This is a genomic window from Dyella sp. BiH032, from assembly GCF_031954525.1.
Classification (GTDB): domain Bacteria; phylum Pseudomonadota; class Gammaproteobacteria; order Xanthomonadales; family Rhodanobacteraceae; genus Dyella_D.
Window position 1 is genome coordinate 1,942,071 of the sequence record NZ_CP134867.1, and the last position, 19,740, is coordinate 1,961,810.

Below are 19,740 nucleotides of genomic sequence, written 5' to 3' on the forward strand. Positions count from 1 at the left end.
GCTGATGCGGATGTCGGCCCCGTTCGGACGGATCTCCGATATCTCTCAACTGATTACCGGAACATGAGCAAGAAGAGCAGCTACAAGGTGGCGATGGTCGGCGCGACGGGCGCCGTGGGCGAGACCCTGCTGTCGATCCTCGCAGAGCGCAAATTCCCGGTCGGCGAGCTGGTGCCGCTGGCCAGCGAGCGTTCGGCGGGCGGCAAAGTGGAGTTCGCCGGCAAATCGGTCACCGTGCGCAATCTTGCCGACTACGACTTCGCCGGCGTGGACATCGCCTTCTTCTCCGCCGGCGGCTCGGTCAGCCGCGAGCACGCGCCGCGCGCTGCGGCGGCGGGCGCGGTGGTGATCGACAACACCTCGGAGTTCCGCTACCAGGACGACATCCCGCTGGTGGTCAGCGAGGTCAATCCGCACGCCATTGCGCGGTACACCACGCGCGGCATCATCGCCAACCCCAACTGCTCGACCATGCAGATGCTGGTGGCGCTGGCGCCGATCCACCGCGAAGCGGGCATCGAGCGCATCAACGTGGCCACCTACCAGTCGGTGTCCGGCGCGGGCCGTTCGGGCATGGAAGAGCTCGGCAAGCAGACGGCCGCGCTGCTCAATTTCCAGGACGTGGAACAGTCGAAGTTCCCGAAGCAGATCGCGTTCAATGTGATCCCGCACATCGACGAATTCCAGGCCAACGGCTACACCAAGGAAGAAATGAAGATGGTCTGGGAGACCCGCAAGATCCTGGAGGACGACACCATCCAGGTGAATCCGACCGCGGTGCGCGTGCCGGTGTTCTACGGCCACTCGGAGGCGGTGCACATCGAGACGCGCAACAAGATCACGGCCGAGCGCGCCCGCGCGCTGCTGGAGAAGGCCGAGGGCGTGGTCGTGCAGGATGATCGCAAGGCGGGCGGTTATCCCACGCCGGTGGGCGACGCGGCCGGCAAGGACCCAGTGTTCGTGGGGCGCATCCGCGAAGATATTTCGCACGAGCGCGGCCTGGACCTGTGGGTCGTCTCCGACAACATCCGCAAGGGCGCCGCGCTCAACGCGGTGCAGATCGCCGAGCTGCTGGTGAAGGATTACCTGTGATGCGGCGGTTCGCGTGGGTGGCATGGTGCTTCATGGTCGCGGCGCCGGCTTGGGCGGCCGTTCCGGGACAGGGGGCGAAAGCCCCCCATGGCGGCGTCGGCCAGAAGGTGAGCGGCAAGACGGACGAAGTGGCGCGCCTGCAGCAGGACGTCGCCTCGGAAGAAGCGAAGAGCCAAGAGGCCGACCGCAAGATGGAGGAACAGGACCGGGCCATTGCCGACCTGCGCCGCCAGCTGGAACAACTGAAGGGTGCCCGGGCCGTTCCCGGCAAGGGTCCCTGACCGGGCGGCAGCGAGAACTGCTCGCAGCAATGCGTCGTAAATATCGGCCGCAGCTATTGTTGGCGGGCCTTTTTCTAACTTAAAGTGGCGTCTTATTGCCGGTATAGCCGTCGTACGCGGCGGGCTACATAAGAAACGTCACGGGGTAGTTCGGGGGAACACGCGATGAATCGTTCGTTGAGACTGTCGGTGCTGCTTGCGCTGGCACTAGGCAGCACCCAGGCCGCCGCACTCGAGCTGGGCCAGATCCAGGTCAAGTCGGCGCTGGGACAGCCTTTGCTGGCCGAGATTCCGCTGAACCCCGAGCATCCCTCGGAACTGCAGAACTTGTCCGCGCGCCTCGCCTCCGGCGAGGATTTCGCCAAGGCCGGCATCAGCGGCGCGCCCAACGTACCGCTGCAGTTCGCGGTGGTGGACGGCGGTGGCGGCCGCAAGGTCATCCGCATCACCAGCACTGCGCCGGTGAACGATCCTTACCTCGATCTGCTGGTGGAAGTCAGCAACGCGCAGGGCAAGAGCGTGCGCGAATTCGCCATCCTGCTCGATCCGCCGAGTGCGTCGTCGTCGGCCGCGCCCGTCGCGCGCGCGCCCACGCAGGCGCCGGCAGCTTCCAAACCCTCGCGCCGCGAAGCACCCAAGCCGGCCACAGAAGAGCAGGCACAGGCACCCGCCCCGGCCAAGCCGGCGCCCAAGCCTGCCGCTGCCAAGCCGGCGCCGGCCGCGGGTGGCCAGTACGGTCCGGTCGAGCGTGGACAGACGCTGTCGTCCATCGCCAAGGAAACCGCTCCGCAGGGCGTGGACATCAATCAGATGCTGCTGGCCCTCAAGCAGGCCAATCCTGACGCGTTCTATCGCGACAACATCAACGCACTGAAGACCGGCGCCGTGCTGCGCGTGCCGTCGCGCGACGATGCACAGGCGATGGCCGTGGCCGCCGCTGCCGCCGAAGTCCGCCGCCAGAACGGCGACTGGAGTTCTGGCGCCGCCCGCGCTCCGACCAGCGTGGCCGATGCCGGCACGCGGCCGTCCGCCTCCACCGCGCCGACCACGGGCAAGAGCGAGCCTTCCGACCGCCTGTCCCTGGTGCCCGCGAAGGAGGGTGCCCAGGGCGCCGCCGGCGGCAGCGCGAAGGGCGACAAGGATGCGAAGGGCGCGGCGCTGCGCGAGGATCTCCTGCGCAGCAAGGAAGCGATGGCGTCGCTCGAGCAGCAGGGCAACGAACTGAAGTCGCGCCTCAAGGATCTCGAGGACATCAACCAGAAGAACACCAAGCTGCTGGCGCTGAAGGACAACGAGATCGCCGATCTCCAGCGCCAGCTGGCCGAGGCCCGCAAGGCCGGCGGCGCCCCCGCGAAGCCGGCTGCCGCCGCGCCGGCGCTCGCGGAAGCCAAGCCTGCCGAGACCAAGCCCGCAGAAACCAAGCCCGCCCCCGAAGCCGCGAAGCCCGCGGCTTCGGCGAGTGCCGCCGCCAAGCCTACTGGCGAGGCGAGCCCGACCTTGGCCGTGACGCCTGCCGGCGCCAGTTCCGCCCCGGCCCATGCTGGCACTGCGGCTGCCGCGGCAGTGGCGAGCCAGCCTGCGGCGAGCCAGCCCGCGACCAAGCCGGCGGCGCCCAAGCCTGCCCCCGTGGCGCCTCCGGCGCCGGTGGAAGAGCCCTGGTACATGCAGACCTGGGCGCTCGCTGCCGCGGCCGGCGCCGTGGTGCTGCTGCTTCTGGCCGCGCTGCTCGGGCGCAGGAAGAAGGCGCCGGTCGCATCGAAGGCCTCCTCCTCCTCGCTGGCCGACCGCTTCGGCGCCGAGCCGGCCATCGGCAGCGCCGATCCGGACCAGGACGAACTGCTCGACCAACTGGCCGAGCATCCGGACGACGTCGGCCTGCATCTGGAACTGGTGAGCCTCTACTACAGCCGCCGCGACGTCGATCATTTCGAGGCCGCCGCGGAAGCCATGCACGCCCACATCACCGGCACGGACCAGCCCGAATGGCTGGACGTCGTCGCCATGGGCGAAGACTTGGCGCCGGAGCACCCCCTGTTCGCCAAGCCGGGCAGCATGCCGCGGCCGCCGCAGGATGAAGACGAGCACGAGGCCCTGCATCAGTTCGATCTGGACCGTTATGCGGACGATTCGCACGACGAGATCCCGCCGATCCCCGCCGCGCCGGTGCCGCCGAAGAACCCGAAAGTCAGCGAATACCATTTCGATTTCGACCTCACGCCGCGTCCGCTGTCCAGCGCCGCGCCGGCTTCGTCGCCGGCCGAGCCGGAACCGGCGCAGGCCGGGCATGAGCCCGTGTCGACCTGGCAGTTCGCGGACCTGGAGGAAGAGATTCCGGCCGCGCCGCCGGCGCAGTCTCCGTCCAGGGACGAGTTCGCGCACGAAGGCGATTCGCACCTGGACGGTTTCAACGACGACCCGGTCGACACCAAGCTGGACCTGGCCCGCGCATACCTCGACATGGGCGATCCGGACGGCGCCCGGGCGATGCTGGAAGAGGTGCTGCACGAAGGCACCCAGATGCAGAAAGACGTGGCGCAGAAGCTGCTCGACGGCATCCGCTGAGCCCCGCGCGAGATTGGTTGGAGCCACTCGGGCCGGCGCATGCCGGCCCGATGCGTTTCGGGGCCGCACACCCAGGAATGGCTGGCCGGTCAGCGCCCATGTTTTGCGGCCCTGAGCGTACGTCGTCCCGACAAGGCGGGGCATGTGCGACGTATGCGGCCGGCTCGCTGAAGGTGCGCCCGGGCCGGGATGCTAATCTCGGCGGCCTTGCAGCTTCGTCTTACCCCCTCATGCGCATTGCCCTGGGCATCGAATACGACGGCACCGACTTTCTCGGCTGGCAGCGGCTGACCCACGGCTCCACCGTGCAGGGGGCGTTGGAGAAGGCGCTGTCGTTCGTGGCAGCGCATCCGGTCGACGTCATCTGCGCCGGCCGTACGGACGCTGGCGTGCATGGCCGTTGTCAGGTTGTGCACTTCGACACCGACGCCCAGCGCGATCCGCGCGGTTGGGTATTGGGGGCCTGCGCGAATCTGCCGCGCAGTGTCGCGGTGCTCTGGGCGCAGGAGGTGCGGGAGGATTTCCATGCGCGCTTCTCGGCCCGCAGCCGACGCTATCGCTACCGCATTCTCAATCGTCCGGTGCGTGCCGCGCTGGATGCCCGTTACGTCACCTGGGAGCGCCTGCCGCTCGATGCGGAACGTATGCACGAAGCGGCGCAGGCGCTGGTCGGCGAGCATGATTTCAGCGCCTTTCGCGCGGTCTCCTGCCAGGCAGCGCATGCGCGGCGCCAGGTGCTGGGCGTGAGCGTGCGGCGTGAAGAGGAACAAGTGATCGTGGAGATCGAGGCGAACGCTTTCCTGCACCACATGGTGCGCAACATCGTCGGCTCGCTGCTGCCGGTGGGGCGTGGCGAGCAGGCGCCTGCGTGGGTGGGCGAGCTGCTGGCCGGACGCGATCGCGAGGTCGCCGGCCCGACCGCACCCGCTTCCGGGCTGACTTTCCTGGGGCCGCGCTATGAATCGCATTGGGGCCTGCCGGCGGAGGTAAGCCAATGACCCGCATCAAATGCTGCGGCATGACGCGCGCAGAGGACGCACAACTGGCCGCGCAGTACGGTGCCGATGCGATCGGAGTGATCTTTACCGCGCGCAGCAAACGGCAGGTCGGGATCGCCCAGGCCAAGGCCATCTGCGCGGCCTTGCCGCCATTCGTGAGCACGGTGGCGCTGTTCATGGACGACGAGGCCGCTTACGTGCGCGAAGTGCTCAAGGAAGTTCAGCCGGACCTGCTGCAATTTCACGGCGACGAAAGCGACGACTGGTGTGCCCAGTTCGGGCACCGCTATCTGAAGGCGATCGCCATGGGCGAGGGCGCCTCGGCGCTGCCTCGGCTTCGCGCCTATCCGCGCGCGGCGGGGTTGTTGCTGGACGGACACGGCCTGGGCGAGGCCGGCGGCAGCGGGAAAGCGTTCGACTGGTCGCTGATGCCGACGGACCTTGCCCAGCCGTTGATCCTTGCCGGCGGTCTCAGCGCGGCGAACGTCGCCCATGCGATCCGCGTCGCGCAGCCGTGGGCCGTGGACGTGTCCAGCGGCATCGAGTCAGCGCCGGGGATCAAGGACGCGGAAAAGATGTACGCTTTCATCGAAGCGGTGCGGCAGACCGGCTGAGCGCCTGCTCGTTCGGATGGCCGCTGTCTTGCGGCGACCGATTGCGGCATGCCGTCCCGTCATCGATCCCATGTGCAGGTTGTTCGGAATGCGCTGCCGGCGTCCGTCGCGGTCCGGCTTCACGCGCACATTCGGCCCGGCGGCGTCCCGTTGCCTGCATGACGCCTGCGAGCACGTCTGCGTGGTGCGATGCGGCCGGTCCGTGACGCGCTTGGCGGCGCGCCGTGGAGACGCTCAGCGTTCGCTCAAACGGTGACGTAGCCAGGTGGCGAGGGCATCGGGCCAGGGGCCCGACGCGCGGCGCGGCGTCGCCAATATCCAGCGGGCGGGCGTGGTCTCGAAGCCCCAGGGCGCCAGCAGCCGGCCGCTGGCGAGGTCGTCGGCGACCAGTTGTTCCGGCGCGATCGCCACGCCCAGTCCGGCGACCGCCGCTTCGAGCAGGTAATAGAGATGGTCGAAGCCCTGGCCGTAGTGCAGGCGCTCGGGCGGCAAGTCCGCCCGCGCAGCCCACTGCGGCCAGGCCTGCGGGCGCGAAGCGGTATGCAGCAGCGTCTCGCCGAGCAAGGCCGTGGGCGGTTGTCCTGCCAGGGACTTCGCGCCCGGATAGCGCGGACTGACGACGGGACCGATGCGCTCCGAAGCCAGCTCGTGCACCCGCCATTCGGCCGGCCATGGCGGCTCGGCCAGAAGCAATGCGCCGTCAAGGCCGGCCAGCGCGGCATCGAAGGGCGTTTCCTGCGCGGAAAGATGCAGCTTCAGTGCGGGCAGGTCGTGCTTCAGGCGGTCGAGGCGCGGGATCATCCAGCGCGCCAGCAGGCTGCCGGGACAGCCGAGCACGAACGGTGCCTCCGCCTGGCCGCGAGAGGCGCGCATCCAGACCTCGCGCAGCTGCTCGAACGCTTCAGTGACGCCCTCGCGCAGCGATTCGCCGGCGGCGGTCAGCGCCAGCCCGCGGCCCTGGCGGGCAAACAACGGCCGCCCGAGTGCTTCTTCCAGCGCGCGCACGTGCCGGCTGACGGCGCCATGGGTGACGTGCAGTTCCGCCGCTGCGTGGCTGATGCCGCCCAGGCGCGCGGTCGCCTCGAAGGCGCGCAACGCGTTGAGCGGGGGGAGTTCGCGGCTGGAAGACATGTGACTTTTCCTCACGAATGGGGGCGATCTTATCGCTTTTCGACGGGATGCGGATTGGGTTAATTTGGCGGCCTGGCGCTGATCCGTCGGCGCCTTTCTGTTCAGAGGAAATCGCACATGTCCCAGGATTTTCACCGCTGGCCGGACGCCCACGGCCGCTTCGGCGCCTTCGGCGGGCAGTACGTCGCCGAGACCTTGATGGCTCCGCTGGCCGAGCTGACCGAGGCGTACCTGCGCCTGCGCGAGGACCCCGAATTCCTCGCCGAGCTGGATCGGGACCTGAAGTACTACGTGGGCCGTCCCAGCCCGATCTATCACGCCGAGCGTCTGTCGAAGCACGTGGGCGGCGCGCAGATCCTGCTCAAGCGCGAGGACCTCAATCACACCGGCGCGCACAAGATCAACAACACCATCGGCCAGGCCCTGGTCGCCAAGCGCATGGGCAAGCCGCGGGTGATCGCCGAGACCGGCGCCGGCCAGCATGGCGTGGCCAGCGCCACGGTGGCGGCGCGCTTCGGCCTCCAATGCGTGGTGTACATGGGCGCGGTGGACATCGAGCGACAGAAGATCAACGTCTATCGCATGAAGCTGCTCGGCGCCGAGGTGGTGCCGGTGACCTCCGGCTCGAAGACACTGAAGGACGCGCTCAACGAGGCGATGCGCGACTGGGTGACCAACGTGGCCGATACGTTCTACATCATCGGTACCGTGGCCGGTCCGCACCCGTACCCGATGATGGTGCGCGATTTCAACGCGATCGTCGGTCGCGAAGCGCGCGAGCAGATGCTGGAGCAGTACGGACGGCTGCCCGACGCGATCACCGCCTGCGTGGGCGGCGGTTCCAATGCGATCGGCCTGTTCCACGCCTTCCTCAACGATGCCGACGTGCGCATCGTCGGCGCCGAAGCGGCGGGCGAGGGGATCGCCAGCGGGCACCACGCCGCGTCGCTGGCGGCAGGCCGTCCGGGCGTGCTGCACGGCAATCGCACCTATGTGCTGTGCGACGACGATGGCCAGATCACCGAAACGCACTCGGTCTCGGCCGGCCTCGATTATCCGGGCGTCGGCCCCGAGCACGCCTTCCTCAAGGATGCCGGCCGTGCCGAATACGTCGGCGTCACCGACGACGAGGCGCTGGAGGCGTTCCATCTGCTGGCGCGTACCGAAGGCATTCTCGCAGCGCTCGAATCCAGCCATGCGGTCGCGCAGGCGATGAAGCTCGCCCGCGGCATGCCGAAAGACCAACTGGTGCTGTGCAACCTGTCCGGCCGCGGCGACAAGGACGTGCATACCATCGCCGCCCGCGAAGGAGTGCAGGTATGAACCGCATCGACCGCCGTTTCGAAGCCCTCAAGGCCGCCGGCCGGACCGGACTGATTCCCTTCGTCACCGCCGGCGATCCTGCACCGGAGCACACGGTGGAACTCATGCACGCGCTCGTCGCGGCGGGCGCCGACCTGATCGAACTGGGCGTGCCGTTCTCCGATCCGATGGCCGATGGCCCGGTGATCCAGCACGCCAGCGAGCGGGCGATCGCCAAGGGCGTGGGCCTGGCCGACGTGCTGGGCTGGGTGGCCGACTTCCGTCGCCGCGACGCGGACACGCCGGTCGTGCTGATGGGCTACCTCAATCCGGTGGAGATTCATGGCTACGAACGCTTCGCGATCGAGGCGGCCGCCGCTGGCGTGGATGGCGTACTGCTGGTGGATTGCCCGCTGGAAGAATCCGCCGTACTGGGCCCGTTGAAGGCCGCCGGACTGCGCCAGATCCTGCTGGCGGCGCCGACCACGGCGCCAGAGCGCATGCGCCGGCTGTGCGAGGCTGCGGAAGGTTTTCTGTACTACGTGTCGTTCGCCGGCATCACCGGCGCGGCGCGATTGAGCCCGGACGAGATCGGCGCGCGCGTCGCGCAGATCCGCCGCGACGCCAGGGCGCCGGTGGCCGTGGGCTTCGGCGTCCGCGATGCGCAGTCGGCCAAGGCCATTGCGGGTTTCGCCGATGCGGTCGTCATCGGCAGCGCACTGGTCGAACGCCTCGCGGAGGCCGCGAACGGAGAGGATGCGGCCGCGCGGGCCAGGACGTTCCTGGCGCCGATCCGCGCGGCGCTCGACGGCGGATGAGCCAAAGGAACGTTCACGGCTGAGTTCCGCTGATACCACCACGCTGCTGGCATCGGCCCCTGCCCGGGCACCGCAAAAGCGACCGCTGGGGTCCGGGCGAGCCCGGCATACGGCCCCGTACAGGCGGTCAACGGCTTCTCGGGTAGAATCGCCGCCTTTCCAGAGGTACGGCTAGGTACGGCTATGAACTGGCTGCAGAAAATCATGACCCCGCGTGTGCGCACGCAGAGTTCCACCGCCGGCAAGGGCAAGGTGCCGGAGGGCGTGTGGGAAAAGTGCGAGGGCTGCGGCACGGTACTGTATCGACCGGAGCTGGAGCGCAACCTGATGGTCTGCCCCAAGTGCGGCCATCACCATGCCATCCGCGCGCGGGCGCGCCTGCAGTCCTTCCTGGACGAGGGTTCCGCCCAGGAGCTGTGGGCGAGCATGGAGCCTACCGACCCGCTGAAGTTCCGCGACTCCAAGAAGTACCGCGATCGCATCGTCACCGCGCAGAAGAACACCGGCGAGAAGGACGCGCTGGTGGCCATGAACGGCAAGCTCAAGGGCCGGCCGCTCATGGCCGTCGCGTTCGACTATGCCTTCGTCGGCGGCTCGATGGGCTCGGTAGTGGGCGAGAAGTTCGCGCGCGCGGCCGAACGCGCGCTGGCCGACGGCAGCGCGCTGGTGTGCTTTTCCGCCACCGGCGGCGCGCGCATGCAGGAGTCGCTGTTCTCGCTGATGCAGATGGCCAAAACCTCCGCCGCGCTGGCGCGCCTGCGCGACGCCGGCGTGCCGTACATCAGCGTGCTCACCGATCCGACCACCGGCGGCGTGTCCGCCAGCCTGGGCATGCTGGGCGATATCAATGTGGCCGAGCCGAAGGCGCTGATCGGCTTCGCCGGTCCGCGCGTGATCGAACAGACCGTGCGCGAGACCCTGCCGGAAGGCTTCCAGCGCTCGGAGTTCCTGCTGGAGCATGGTGCGATCGATCTGATCGTTGACCGGCGCGAAATGCGGGACAAGCTCGCCGACATGCTTGGCATCCTGGCGAAGGCGCCGCGCGCGGCCTGAGAGGTTTTCCTTCTTTCCCGCGAATCCACGATGCCGCCGCGAGGCGGCATCGTCGTTTTCGGGCGCGCCATTTGTCCACAGCGGATGTGGATGGCTCGCGGGCGATGCTGTGGAAAAGCCATGCAAGTGATTGAGCGCGTTGTCTGGCCTGCGCGATGCGCAGTCCGTCGCCATAGGCATGCGTGGGAAGCGTTGGCGAACTGCTTCGCGCGCGCGTGACGCATGCAGGCGCCTGGCGATACGACGACATCCTCCTGAGGTGTGTTTTCCACAGCCGCTGTGGATGTTCCTCCGGCGAGCCTGTGGAAAAGGCATCCAAGTGGTTGACGTGCTTATGTCACGCACGCGTTGCCAAATATTTCGTCATGCAGGCGCCGCGCGGCGCGAGGTTTTCCACAGTCGCTGTGGATTCGGATAGCACAAGTCTGTGGACAAAGCCGGTTGCGATCTTTGGCGACAAGCACTTGGCTTGTGTTGACGAGATTTTCGACAACCGGTGCGGGCGCTGCCGCGCGCACGTTTTTCCACAGCGTCTGTGGATGCGCGCTGTGCAAGCTTGTGGACAACCGCGAAGACCGCCTTTGACAACCGGCACTTGCTACGACATGGCGATGTTTTGCGCAGCATGCGTTGCGCAACCATCGGTTTTCCACAGCGTTTGTGGAGCTGCCTGGGAGAAGCCTGTGGATAGGTGGTCTATCTGGCTGATCGCAAAGACGGGTATGACGCCGTGACGACGAATTGCGCAGCGCTCAGTGCACCCAGTGCACCGCGGGCAGCAGCCAGAGCGACAGCGAGCCGAGCGCACCGCCGATGACGGTCGCGGCGAGCACGTCGCTCGGATAGTGCAGGCCGAGTACCACGCGAGAGGCGGCGACCAGTGCGGTGAATGTCAGCAGCAGTGGCGCGAGCAGCGGGTACCAGGCCAGCGCCACGATGGTGAAGCTCACCGCCTGCAGGGTATGGCCCGAGGGAAAGCTGAACTCGTCGAGCGGCGGCACGTGTGCGATCACCCCGGGGCAGGCGCGGAAGGGGCGAGGGCGGCGGGTCCAGCGCTTGAGCAGCCGGTACAGCAGCAGGGCGGTGAGGCCGGTTGCGGCCATCTGCGCGGCGGCGACCAGTCCTCGGCGCCCATCGATCAAGGCCAGGGCCAGCATCAGCGAATACCAGAACACGCCGTCTCCGAGGCGGCTGATGATGCCGAAGAACACCCCGACGGCGCGGCGCGCGCCCCAATGGTTGGCGGCGACGCAGATGCGCCGGTCGATGGCGAACCGGGGCCCGGTGGGCGAGAGCTCAGGCGTGTGCAGCGGCGGCAGGGTGTTCATCGCTGTGCTCCTTGGCCAGGGTGCGCAACAGGGATTCGAAATCGCGGATCACCGCGTCAGGCGAAAGGCTGGCGATGCTCGCCTGGGCCGCGCGCCCCATGTGGCGGATCAGGCTGGCATTGGCCGCGAGGGTGGCGGCGGCTTCGATGAAGGCGCGTTCTTCGCCCGGGGCGATGCGGTAGCCGTTGGTGCCGGACACCAGGTGCTCGCGCGCGGCGCCTTCCTCATAGGCGACCACCGGCAGGCCGGCGGCCAGCGCTTCCAGGATCACGTTGCCGAAGGTTTCGCTCAGGCTGGGGAAGGGGAACAGGTCGGCGCTGGCGTAGTGGCGCGCGAGGGCTTCCCCACGCTGCACGCCGGCGAAGATGAAGTCGGGATGCGCCGCTTCCAGCGCCGCGCGGGAAGGACCGTCGCCCACCCACACATAGCGGGCCTTGGGCACTTCGCGCTGGATCGCGCGGAAGGCGCGGACCGCCAGGTCCAGGTTCTTTTCCGGCGCGATGCGTCCGACATAGAGCACCACAGGCGTATTGCCGTCTACGCCCCAGGATGCGCGCAGTTCGGCGTCGCGGTACCGGGGGTGGAATAGCTGTGTATCCACCGCGCGGCGGAGCAAGCGTGCGGAGTCCACGCCGAGCGCGGCCAGCTCGTTCGCCAGCGCCTCCGTGGGCACCAGCGTGGCGGCCGCGCGGCGATGGAAGCGGCGCAGGTAGCCGCGCACGATCGGGGTCAGGAACCCTACGCCGTAGTGGTTGGCGTAGGTGTCGAAGCGGGTGTGGAAGCCGGTCGCCGCCGGGATGCCCAGGCTGTTGGCTGCGCGCACCGCGGACCAGCCGAGAGGGCCTTCGGTCGCGACATAGATGGCGTCCGGACGAAGGCGGCCCCAGCGCTCGCGCAGCGCACGGCCGGCCGGCAGACCGAAACGCAGGCCTGGATAGCGGGGCAGGGCCGCGCCGCGCATCTCGACGGCGAAGATGCCGGGCTCGTCGCGAAAAGGCTCGGCCTGGCGCGGCCGGATCAGTTCGACGGTATGGCCGCGTGCGGCGAGGCCGGCAGCGAGGCTGTGCACGGTGAGTGCGACCCCGTTGATTTCCGGCGGATAAGTCTCAGTGACGATGCCGATGCGCATGGCGATACCTGTGCTGGCCCGGCACAGCTTCGTCTCCAGGCGTTGCGGCGCCATGGCGCGTTCATGACGCCCGCGTTACGCCCGCCGCGCGATGCGGCGCCGTTGAGCCTCTTGCGGATGACGATGCGCTTACACTGGCGGTCCCTTCACGCACGGAGATCCTTTCGATGAAGCGCATCCTGCTTGCTCTGGCTCTCGCCCCGGCCCTGGCCGCCGCCGCGTTCGCCGCCGACGCCCCCGGGCTGCCGGTCACCAAGGCTCCCGCCGGCGCCGAGGTGTACATCATCGCCCCGAAGGACGGCGCCACCGTGGGCCCGGAATTCACCGTGAGCTTCGGCCTCAAGGGCATGGGCGTGGCCCCGGCCGGCGTGAAGAAGGAAGGGACTGGCCACCACCACCTGCTGGTCGACGTGAAGGACCTGCCGGCCGCCGGCCAGCCGATTCCCAAGGACGAGAATCACGTCCACTTCGGCAATGGCCAGACCGAGACCACGGTGAAGCTCAAGCCGGGTACCCACACCCTGCAGCTGGAGTTGGCCGACGAGAACCACGTGCCATTCGACCCGCCGGTGGTGTCCAAGAAGATCACTGTGCATGTGAAATAACGGGCCGGCCGGCCGCCATGCGCGGCCGGCCTTCCGCGGACGCGTTCAGCGCCCGAAGAACATCGCCACGCCGATGCCGGCTTCCCAGATCGGCGCGTGGCCACCGAGTCGGTGGCGGAACCATCCGTCGAACTGGAGGTTCGCCAGCGGCTGCCAGGCCAGCCCAGCACCGGCGGCGCTGCCGAAACCCTGGCCCGCATCGTGCTCGAACGAAGCTTCCGCATAGCCGCTCACCTGCGGGTCGAACTGGTAGCCGACGCTGGGCGCGAGCTGCTGGCTGTCCCGGCTGCCGCTGTGCTGCCATTGGGCGTAATAGCCGAAGCTCACGCGGCTGCCGGTCTGCTGGGTGACGTCGAGGCCGAGCGTGTAGGCGGGATGGTCATTGCGGAACGCTGCAGCGCCGTCGGTGAACTCCGCCGTCCCGAGCAGGCCCCAGGACCAGATGTCGCCGTTCACCGGCACCCATTTCAGGCCCAGCGTGGTATCGCCGCGCCCGTTCACCGCCGGCTGCCCGGTCTGCCGCAGGCGGTTGTAGGGCGTGCCGCCCAGCTGCAGCTCGGTACCGCCGCCCAGCCCCAGGCGCAGCAGGCTGTCGTAGGCATAGAGATCGCTGGTGACGCCGGCGCCGCGCTGGCGGCTCCAGTCGGGCAAGCCCTGTTCGTAGGCGAACTGGCCCGCGTGCAGTGGGTTGGTGGCGAAGCCGATGCCGGGGCGATCGAAGCCGGGGGCGTCGTCGGCATCGGCGGCTATCGCGATGGCGGCGCCCAGGACGATCGCGACCGTCCGCCGTGGCAGCGAGGCGCGGTGCCACCGGCCGATTCGGCTAAAATCCATCGCTTCGCTCCGCGCTTTCCAAGACACCCTGATGACCGTCCGCACCCGTTTCGCCCCCAGTCCCACCGGTTTCCTGCACATCGGCGGCGCCCGCACCGCGCTTTACTGCTGGCTGGAGGCGCGCCGCCGCGGCGGCCAGTTCGTGCTGCGCATCGAGGATACCGACCGAGAGCGGTCCACGCAGGAGGCCGTGCAGGCGATCCTCGACGGCATGAGCTGGCTGGGCCTCGTCCACGATGAAGGCCCCATCTACCAGACGCATCGCCTGGAGCGCTACAAGCAGGTGGCCGAGGATCTGCTCAAGGCGGGGAAGGCCTATTACGCCTACGAGACGAAGGAAGAGATCGAGGCGATGCGCGAGGCCGCCATGGCGCGCGGCGAGAAGCCCCGCTACAACGGCTATTACCGTGATCGCAACGAGCCCTATCGCGACGATCCCAACCGCGTGATCCGCTTCAAGAACCCGCTGGAAGGCTCGGTGGTGTTCGAGGACAAGGTGAAAGGCCGCGTGGAGTGGGCCAACGCGGAGTTGGACGACCTGGTGATCTTCCGCTCCGACGGCTGGCCGACCTACAACTTCGCCGTGGTGGTGGACGACATCGACATGGGCATCACCGAGGTGATCCGCGGCGACGACCACGTCAACAACACGCCGCGCCAGATCAACATCTACCATGCGCTGGGCGCGCCGGTACCGGAGTTCGCGCACCTGCCGATGATCCTCGGTCCCGATGGACAGAAGCTCAGCAAGCGCCACGGTGCGGTGAGCGTGATGCAGTATCGCGATGACGGCTTCCTGCCGCATGCACTGCTGAACTACCTGGTGCGTCTGGGCTGGTCGCACGGCGACCAGGAGATCTTCTCGCAGCAGGAGATGATCGATCTGTTCGACATCGCCGACGTCAACAAGGCCGCGTCTCGCTTTGATGTCACCAAGCTGTCCTGGCTCAACCAGCATTATCTGAAGACCGACGACCCGCAGGCGATCGCGCCCGAGTTCGAATACCAGCTGCGACTGGCCGGTATTGACTACAGCAAGGGGCCGGCGCCGGCCGACGTGATCGTCGCGCTGCGCGATCGCGTGCAGACGCTGAAGGAAATGGCCGAGCGCGCGAAGATCTGGTACGGGCCGATCGCCGAATGGGATGACAAGGCCGTGGCCAAGCATCTGCAGAACGACAGCGCGGTGAAGGTGCTCGACGAGGCCAAGACGTTGTTCGCCGAGTGCGAATGGACGCCCGAAGCCATCCACCAGTCCGTGGAGCAGATCGCGGCGAAGCTGGAGCTGGGCATGGGCAAGATCGCCCAGCCGTTGCGCGTGGCGATGACCGGCACGCAGGTGTCGCCGTCGATCGATCACACGGTGTTCCTGGCTGGCCGCGCGGAGGCGCTGCGTCGCATCGACGACGCGATCGTGCGCGCGCAGGGATAAGGCCCGTCGGCCCCGTGGAAGAACTGCTCGCCAGAGCCACTCAGGGGGTGGATCTCGATGCGCCCGACGCCAGCTGGCGCATCTTCTGGAACCTGATGGGCATGGTGCCGTGGACGGCGCTTTTCTGGTGGTCGCTGGTGTTCCTGGCCGTCGGCGCACTGCTGGGCTGGTGGCGGGGCCGGCTGTGGGAAGGCGTGGTCTGGGCGGCCGTGCTGGGGCCGATCGGATGGATCGTGATCCTCGCGCGCCCGCGCCGGGCTACGCCGCCACGGTTGCCGCGCTGATGGGCAGCGAAGGCCTTGACGCGCGGGGGTGTATCATCCGCCCCGAGGTGATTCCATTGAGCCATTCCGCCGCCGACAAGACGCATGTCCACCATCACCACGACGACGCCAAGAGCTTCGTACGTGCGGTCGAACATGTCAGCGAAGAGCGCGGGCTGCGCCTGACGCCGCTGCGCAAGGAAGTGCTGGAACTGGTGGCCGCCGCGGGCAAGCCGGTGAAGGCCTACGACCTGCTGGATCTGCTGCGCGAGCGGCACGGCAATGCGGCGCCGCCCACGGTCTATCGTGCGCTGGATTTCCTGCTGGAACACGGCTTCATCCACAAGCTCGAATCGATCAACGCCTTCGTCTCGTGCCACCATCCGGCGGAGGCGCACCAGGTACCGTTCCTGATCTGCGACGTGTGCTCGAGTGCCCAGGAGGTCTGCGACGAGCGCGTAGCCGAACTGATCGAAGCGCAGGCCAAGGCCTTCGGTTTCCGCCCGCAGGCGCAGACGCTGGAAGTGCACGGGGTCTGCAAGAACTGCCGCAAGAGTTGAGCGCGGCGCTCGGCCAGATCCGGAGCAAGGATGAAGATGCGGGGCGCGATGGACATCGCGCCCCGCGTGTTTCGGCGGCGGCAGAGGGGGAGAGAGGAGTACCGCCGCCGAGAACCCGGAATCAGAAGAACGCGCGCACACCCATCGATACGCTGCGCCCCGGCAGCAGCACTTCGTCCTTGAACAATGACGTCGCCAGACGGCCCTTGCGGTCGGTGAGGTTGGTGCCGTCCAGGAAAGCTTCCCACTGGCTGCGCTCGCCGTTGTGGAAGGTCCAGGCGGCATGTGCATTCACGAGTGTGTAGCCCGCCGTACGCGTTTCGAAAGCGGCCGTGCGGTTCTGCGCGAAGTAGCGCACGGCGCCCACGCTCGCGCGCAGGTCGTCGTGGCTCCAGTTCAGCTGGCCACCGAGGCGTCCCGCGGGAATGCGCGGCAGCGGACCTCCGCCGCGTTCCAGCTCGGCGCGCACGGTGTCGCCGTAGGCGCGGAAGTCCCAGGCACCGCTGGCATTGCGGGCCAGGTGGAACGTTGCCTCCGCCTCGGCGCCGCGGAACGTCGCGTCGCGTTGCGACCACAGGCGTACCGGCATGCCGCCTTCGCTTTCGCCGGTGTCGGCCAGGTAGATGAAGTCGTTGTAACGGTTGGCGTAGACGGCGACTTTGCCCTCGACGAAATCGCCATGGTAGTGCAGTGCCAGTTCGGCCTGGTTGGCGGTTTCCTTCCTGAGGTTGGCGTTGCCGATCTCGAAGGTGTTCGAGGCGGCATGCGGGCCATTCGAGAACAGTTCCTCTTCGGCCGGTGCGCGCTGGGCGCGGTCGACGTTGAGGCTCACATGCCACGGTTCGGCGAAACGCCAGGACACGCCGGCGGAGAAACTCGACGGCGAAAATTTCCGGTGTGGCTGATCATCCGGCGTGACGGTGTGGCGATCGGTGCGTGCGCCCAGCTCCAGCTTCACCGGGCCGAACTGGCGCTGCTCGGTAAGGAACACGCCCCAGGCTTTGGTGGAGGTGGCCGGCACGAATGTTTCCTCGCCGACGGCGGAGAAGTCGCGGTGGATGTACTGCAGGCCGAAGGCGCCTTCCCAGCCGGCCAGCGGTTCGTGAGTGAACAGCAGGCGGCCTTCGTTGGCCTTGGTCTTGAACGTGGTGCCTGCTTCTTCACCCTCGTACTCGACGTGCTGGTAGTCGTTGTGGCCGAAACTCACCTCGGCCTTGGCGATGCCCGGGAGTGGCTTGTTGAAGCCGCCTTTCAGGTCGTACCGCGTCTGCTCGAGCTTGATGTGGACCGGCGGCTCGCCCTCTTCGGCGTTTCCTGGCTCGGCGGGGCTGCCGTACTTGTCGAGATAGCGCGACACCGAGAGGCCGAAGTAGCCCCAGTCGCCCAACAACGAAGCGCCCGCGGCGCCGGAAGTGGTCTTCACCTGGCTGTTGGCCTGGGTGCCGCCGGGGATGTCGTAGTTGCCGTCGTCGCGGCGCATGCCATCCACGTGGAGCGCGAACTGCTGATTGCCCCCATCGGCGCGGAACACGCCGGTCTTGCCTTCAGTGCCCGAGTCATAGCGGCCTTCGGCGCGGCCGCTGAAGCCGTTCTGGGGAGGCGCCATGGGGATGCGGCCGTCGACTACGTTGACCACGCCGCCAATGGCGCCGGAGCCATAAAGCAACGTAGCGGGACCTTTCAGGACCTCGATCTGATCGGCTAGGAACGGCTCGACCGAGGTGGCATGGTCCTGGCTGATGTTGGAAACGTCCTGGGAGCCCAGGCCGTTCTCGAGCACGGCGACGCGCGGGCCATCCATGCCGCGGATCACTGGACGGCCCACTGCTTTGCCCAGGGCACTGGTCTGGACGCCGGGAATGGCGGACACGGTTTCGCCCAGCGTGCCGGCCTTGGCGTCATCCAATGCCGAGCCCGCGAGCACGGCCACTGGCGCCACGATCTGGTCGGCGGGCTGGCCCAGCGGCACGGCGTTGACGGTGATCGCGTCGAGGTCCTTAGCCTTGGGCTTGCGGTTGTCCTTGTCCGCCGCGATATCGGGCGTCGAATCGGCGGCCTGCAGCGGCAGGGCGGCCACGCCTAGGCCGGTGGCCAGGGCGAGGGCGATCACGGTCTTACGCATATCGGGGGCAACTCCTCGGGGTGGATTCCTGTTACGTTATAAAGTAACATCATTACCCATCGCCCAGGCAAGAAGTCACGTTTTGGCGAAATTCCTTACGGATCGATCGATGGATTCCGGACGAGACAGCAAAAATCGCTGGTGGGGCATCGCTGATCGCATCGGCGCGACCGCGTCGTTCCTATGCGCCATCCATTGCGCTGCGCTGCCCTTCGTGCTCGCGTTGCTGCCGCTGTTCGGCCTGGGTTTTCTCGCCGACCATCGCTTCGAGCGGGCCTTCGTCGTGTTCGCCTGCGTGCTGGCACTGGCGAGCTTGCTCAGCGGCTATCGTCGCCATCGCCGGGCCGCTCCGCTTCGGCTGGCCTTGCCCGGCCTCGCACTGCTGCTGATGGGCGTCACTGTGGCGGAGAACTTCTCCATCGGCATGCACAGCACCTTGGTCACCTGTGGCGGCCTGCTCGTCGCGGCGGCGCACTTCGTCAACCTGCGGGTCGACCGGGAGCAGGGGCACGTGCACGGTGCGGATTGCGTGCATTGATGCTGTTTGACAACGCCCGTGATTGTGTAACGGCGCACGCGCTTCCTAGCATTCGCGCATGAGCGGCACGCATATTCATTCCCATCATCATGACCACGCCGGCCATGCGCACGATCACGCGCATGGCCATAGCCATGCATCGCATGGCGCCGGCATGAGCGGTCGCGAGCGTAAGCTCGCTTTTGCCTTCGCGCTCACGACCTTGATGATGATCGCCGAGGTCGTCGGTGGCCTATGGTCCGGTTCGTTGGCGCTGCTCGCCGACGCGGGACACATGCTCGTCGATGCCCTTGCGCTGCTGCTGGCCGTGCTCGGGGCGTGGATGGCGCGGCGCCCGGCCGATGCGCGACGCAGCTATGGATACGGCCGCGTCGAAGTCCTCGCGGGGTTTCTCAATGCATTGACCCAGTTCGCCTTGGTCGGCTTCATTGCGTACGAGGCGATCGAACGCCTGTTCGCACCGACACCCATCCTTTCGGGTGTGATGTTCATCGTAGCCCTGGTCGGCCTGGTCGTGAATGTGGTGGTCCTGCGCACGCTGCACGGCCATGCCCACGACGACGTGAACGTCGCCGGCGCGGCGTTGCACGTACTTGGCGACCTTCTCGGATCCGTCGCGGCCGTGCTCGCCGCACTCGCGGTGCGCTGGCTCGGCTGGCTATGGGCAGACCCGGTGTTGTCGCTGCTGGTGTCGCTGCTGATCCTCAACAGCGCTTGGCAACTGCTGCGCCGCTCTGGGCACATCCTGCTGGAAGGCGTGCCGGACGGCCTCGATACCGGCGAGATCGAGACGGCGTTGCGCGGAGCGGACGAGTCCATCCGCGACGTTCACCACCTGCATGTCTGGCAGCTGGCTTCCGGTTCGCGGATGGCAACGCTGCATGCGGAGTTGCACGACGAACGCTGTGGCGCGACCGCCATCGCCGCCATCAACCGCGTGCTCGGCGAACGCTTCGGCATCCGGCACGTCACGGTACAGATCGACCCGGGCGATTGTCCGGACCAGCTGCAAGGCTGCGCAGGCGGCAAGCATCGCCACTGAGCGGCCCTGCCGCCGCCTATTGCGCTTTGGACGGTC

At 67.7% G+C, this 19,740-nt stretch carries 19 protein-coding genes; 14 read left to right on the forward strand and 5 right to left on the reverse strand.

What is annotated here, in order from left to right; translation table 11 throughout:
* The first annotated feature begins 63 nt into the window (after positions 1–63).
* From RKE25_RS08595 to RKE25_RS08615, 5 genes are all read left to right on the forward strand, one after another.
* Positions 64–1,092, forward strand: a complete 1,029-nt coding sequence (locus RKE25_RS08595) for an aspartate-semialdehyde dehydrogenase (protein ID WP_311841824.1) — start codon at positions 64–66, stop codon at positions 1,090–1,092.
* Positions 1,092–1,373: a hypothetical protein gene (locus tag RKE25_RS08600; protein WP_311841825.1), complete on the forward strand. Its 282-nt coding sequence runs from the start codon at positions 1,092–1,094 to the stop codon at positions 1,371–1,373. The genes RKE25_RS08595 and RKE25_RS08600 overlap by 1 nt, the downstream gene beginning before the upstream one ends.
* A 165-nt stretch (positions 1,374–1,538) precedes the next feature.
* Positions 1,539–3,935 (forward strand): FimV/HubP family polar landmark protein, encoded by a 2,397-nt coding sequence (locus RKE25_RS08605; protein ID WP_311841826.1) that lies wholly within the window; start codon positions 1,539–1,541, stop codon positions 3,933–3,935.
* Positions 3,936–4,165: 230 nt separating this feature from the next.
* Entirely contained in the window at positions 4,166–4,933 is a 768-nt protein-coding gene (gene truA / locus RKE25_RS08610; RefSeq protein WP_311841827.1) for a tRNA pseudouridine(38-40) synthase TruA, read from the forward strand.
* Positions 4,930–5,547 (forward strand): phosphoribosylanthranilate isomerase, encoded by a 618-nt coding sequence (locus RKE25_RS08615; RefSeq protein WP_311841828.1) that lies wholly within the window; start codon positions 4,930–4,932, stop codon positions 5,545–5,547. Before truA ends, RKE25_RS08615 begins: the two co-directional genes overlap by 4 nt.
* Before the next feature lie 234 nt (positions 5,548–5,781).
* On the opposite strand, the gene RKE25_RS08620 is transcribed toward RKE25_RS08615, so the two are convergent.
* Entirely contained in the window at positions 5,782–6,678 is an 897-nt protein-coding gene (locus tag RKE25_RS08620) for a LysR family transcriptional regulator (RefSeq protein ID WP_311841829.1), read from the reverse strand.
* Positions 6,679–6,795: 117 nt separating this feature from the next.
* On the opposite strand from RKE25_RS08620, the gene trpB reads away from it, so the two are divergent.
* The 3 genes from trpB to accD all read left to right on the forward strand — a co-directional run bounded on the left by trpB (position 6,796) and on the right by accD (position 9,851).
* Positions 6,796–8,001 (forward strand): tryptophan synthase subunit beta, encoded by a 1,206-nt coding sequence (trpB, locus tag RKE25_RS08625; RefSeq protein ID WP_311841830.1) that lies wholly within the window; start codon positions 6,796–6,798, stop codon positions 7,999–8,001.
* Positions 7,998–8,798, forward strand: coding sequence for a tryptophan synthase subunit alpha (gene trpA, locus RKE25_RS08630; protein ID WP_311841831.1), 801 nt, complete (start codon positions 7,998–8,000; stop codon positions 8,796–8,798). The genes trpB and trpA overlap by 4 nt, the downstream gene beginning before the upstream one ends.
* Before the next feature lie 183 nt (positions 8,799–8,981).
* Entirely contained in the window at positions 8,982–9,851 is an 870-nt protein-coding gene (gene accD, locus RKE25_RS08635) for an acetyl-CoA carboxylase, carboxyltransferase subunit beta (protein ID WP_311841832.1), read from the forward strand.
* Between the two features lie 752 nt (positions 9,852–10,603).
* On the opposite strand, the gene RKE25_RS08640 is transcribed toward accD, so the two are convergent.
* Both RKE25_RS08640 and RKE25_RS08645 read right to left on the reverse strand, forming a co-directional pair.
* The gene (locus RKE25_RS08640) at positions 10,604–11,179 is read right to left on the reverse strand and encodes a phosphatase PAP2 family protein (protein WP_311841833.1); all 576 of its coding nucleotides are present in this window, start codon (positions 11,177–11,179) and stop codon (positions 10,604–10,606) included.
* On the reverse strand, positions 11,148–12,308 hold the full coding sequence (locus tag RKE25_RS08645) for a glycosyltransferase family 1 protein (protein WP_311842359.1): 1,161 nt from the start codon (positions 12,306–12,308) through the stop codon (positions 11,148–11,150). The genes RKE25_RS08640 and RKE25_RS08645 overlap by 32 nt, the downstream gene beginning before the upstream one ends.
* A 167-nt stretch (positions 12,309–12,475) precedes the next feature.
* Here RKE25_RS08645 and RKE25_RS08650 point away from each other — a divergent pair, with 167 nt between their 5' ends.
* On the forward strand, positions 12,476–12,913 hold the full coding sequence (locus RKE25_RS08650) for a DUF4399 domain-containing protein (protein ID WP_311841834.1): 438 nt from the start codon (positions 12,476–12,478) through the stop codon (positions 12,911–12,913).
* Between the two features lie 45 nt (positions 12,914–12,958).
* Here the strand turns inward: RKE25_RS08650 and RKE25_RS08655 are convergent, their stop codons facing one another.
* The gene (locus RKE25_RS08655) at positions 12,959–13,747 is read right to left on the reverse strand and encodes a transporter (protein ID WP_311841835.1); all 789 of its coding nucleotides are present in this window, start codon (positions 13,745–13,747) and stop codon (positions 12,959–12,961) included.
* Positions 13,748–13,778: 31 nt separating this feature from the next.
* On the opposite strand from RKE25_RS08655, the gene gltX reads away from it, so the two are divergent.
* The 3 genes from gltX to RKE25_RS08670 are packed head-to-tail and all read left to right on the forward strand — an operon-like array spanning position 13,779 to position 16,002.
* Positions 13,779–15,179, forward strand: a complete 1,401-nt coding sequence (gene gltX, locus RKE25_RS08660) for a glutamate--tRNA ligase (RefSeq protein WP_311841836.1) — start codon at positions 13,779–13,781, stop codon at positions 15,177–15,179.
* 14 nt (positions 15,180–15,193) lie between these two features.
* Positions 15,194–15,463 carry a hypothetical protein gene (locus RKE25_RS08665; protein WP_311841837.1) on the forward strand — a complete coding sequence of 90 codons (270 nt, stop codon included), beginning with the start codon at positions 15,194–15,196 and terminating at the stop codon, positions 15,461–15,463.
* 32 nt (positions 15,464–15,495) lie between these two features.
* Positions 15,496–16,002, forward strand: a complete 507-nt coding sequence (locus RKE25_RS08670; protein ID WP_311842360.1) for a transcriptional repressor — start codon at positions 15,496–15,498, stop codon at positions 16,000–16,002.
* A gap of 121 nt (positions 16,003–16,123) precedes the next feature.
* Here RKE25_RS08670 and RKE25_RS08675 read toward each other — a convergent pair whose 3' ends face one another.
* Positions 16,124–18,124, reverse strand: a complete 2,001-nt coding sequence (locus RKE25_RS08675) for a TonB-dependent receptor (RefSeq protein WP_311841838.1) — start codon at positions 18,122–18,124, stop codon at positions 16,124–16,126.
* 109 nt (positions 18,125–18,233) lie between these two features.
* Here RKE25_RS08675 and RKE25_RS08680 point away from each other — a divergent pair, with 109 nt between their 5' ends.
* Both RKE25_RS08680 and RKE25_RS08685 read left to right on the forward strand, forming a co-directional pair.
* Positions 18,234–18,662 (forward strand): MerC domain-containing protein, encoded by a 429-nt coding sequence (locus RKE25_RS08680; protein ID WP_311841839.1) that lies wholly within the window; start codon positions 18,234–18,236, stop codon positions 18,660–18,662.
* A 58-nt stretch (positions 18,663–18,720) separates the two neighbouring features.
* On the forward strand, positions 18,721–19,704 hold the full coding sequence (locus RKE25_RS08685) for a cation diffusion facilitator family transporter (RefSeq protein ID WP_311841840.1): 984 nt from the start codon (positions 18,721–18,723) through the stop codon (positions 19,702–19,704).
* Positions 19,705–19,740: the final 36 nt, after the last annotated feature.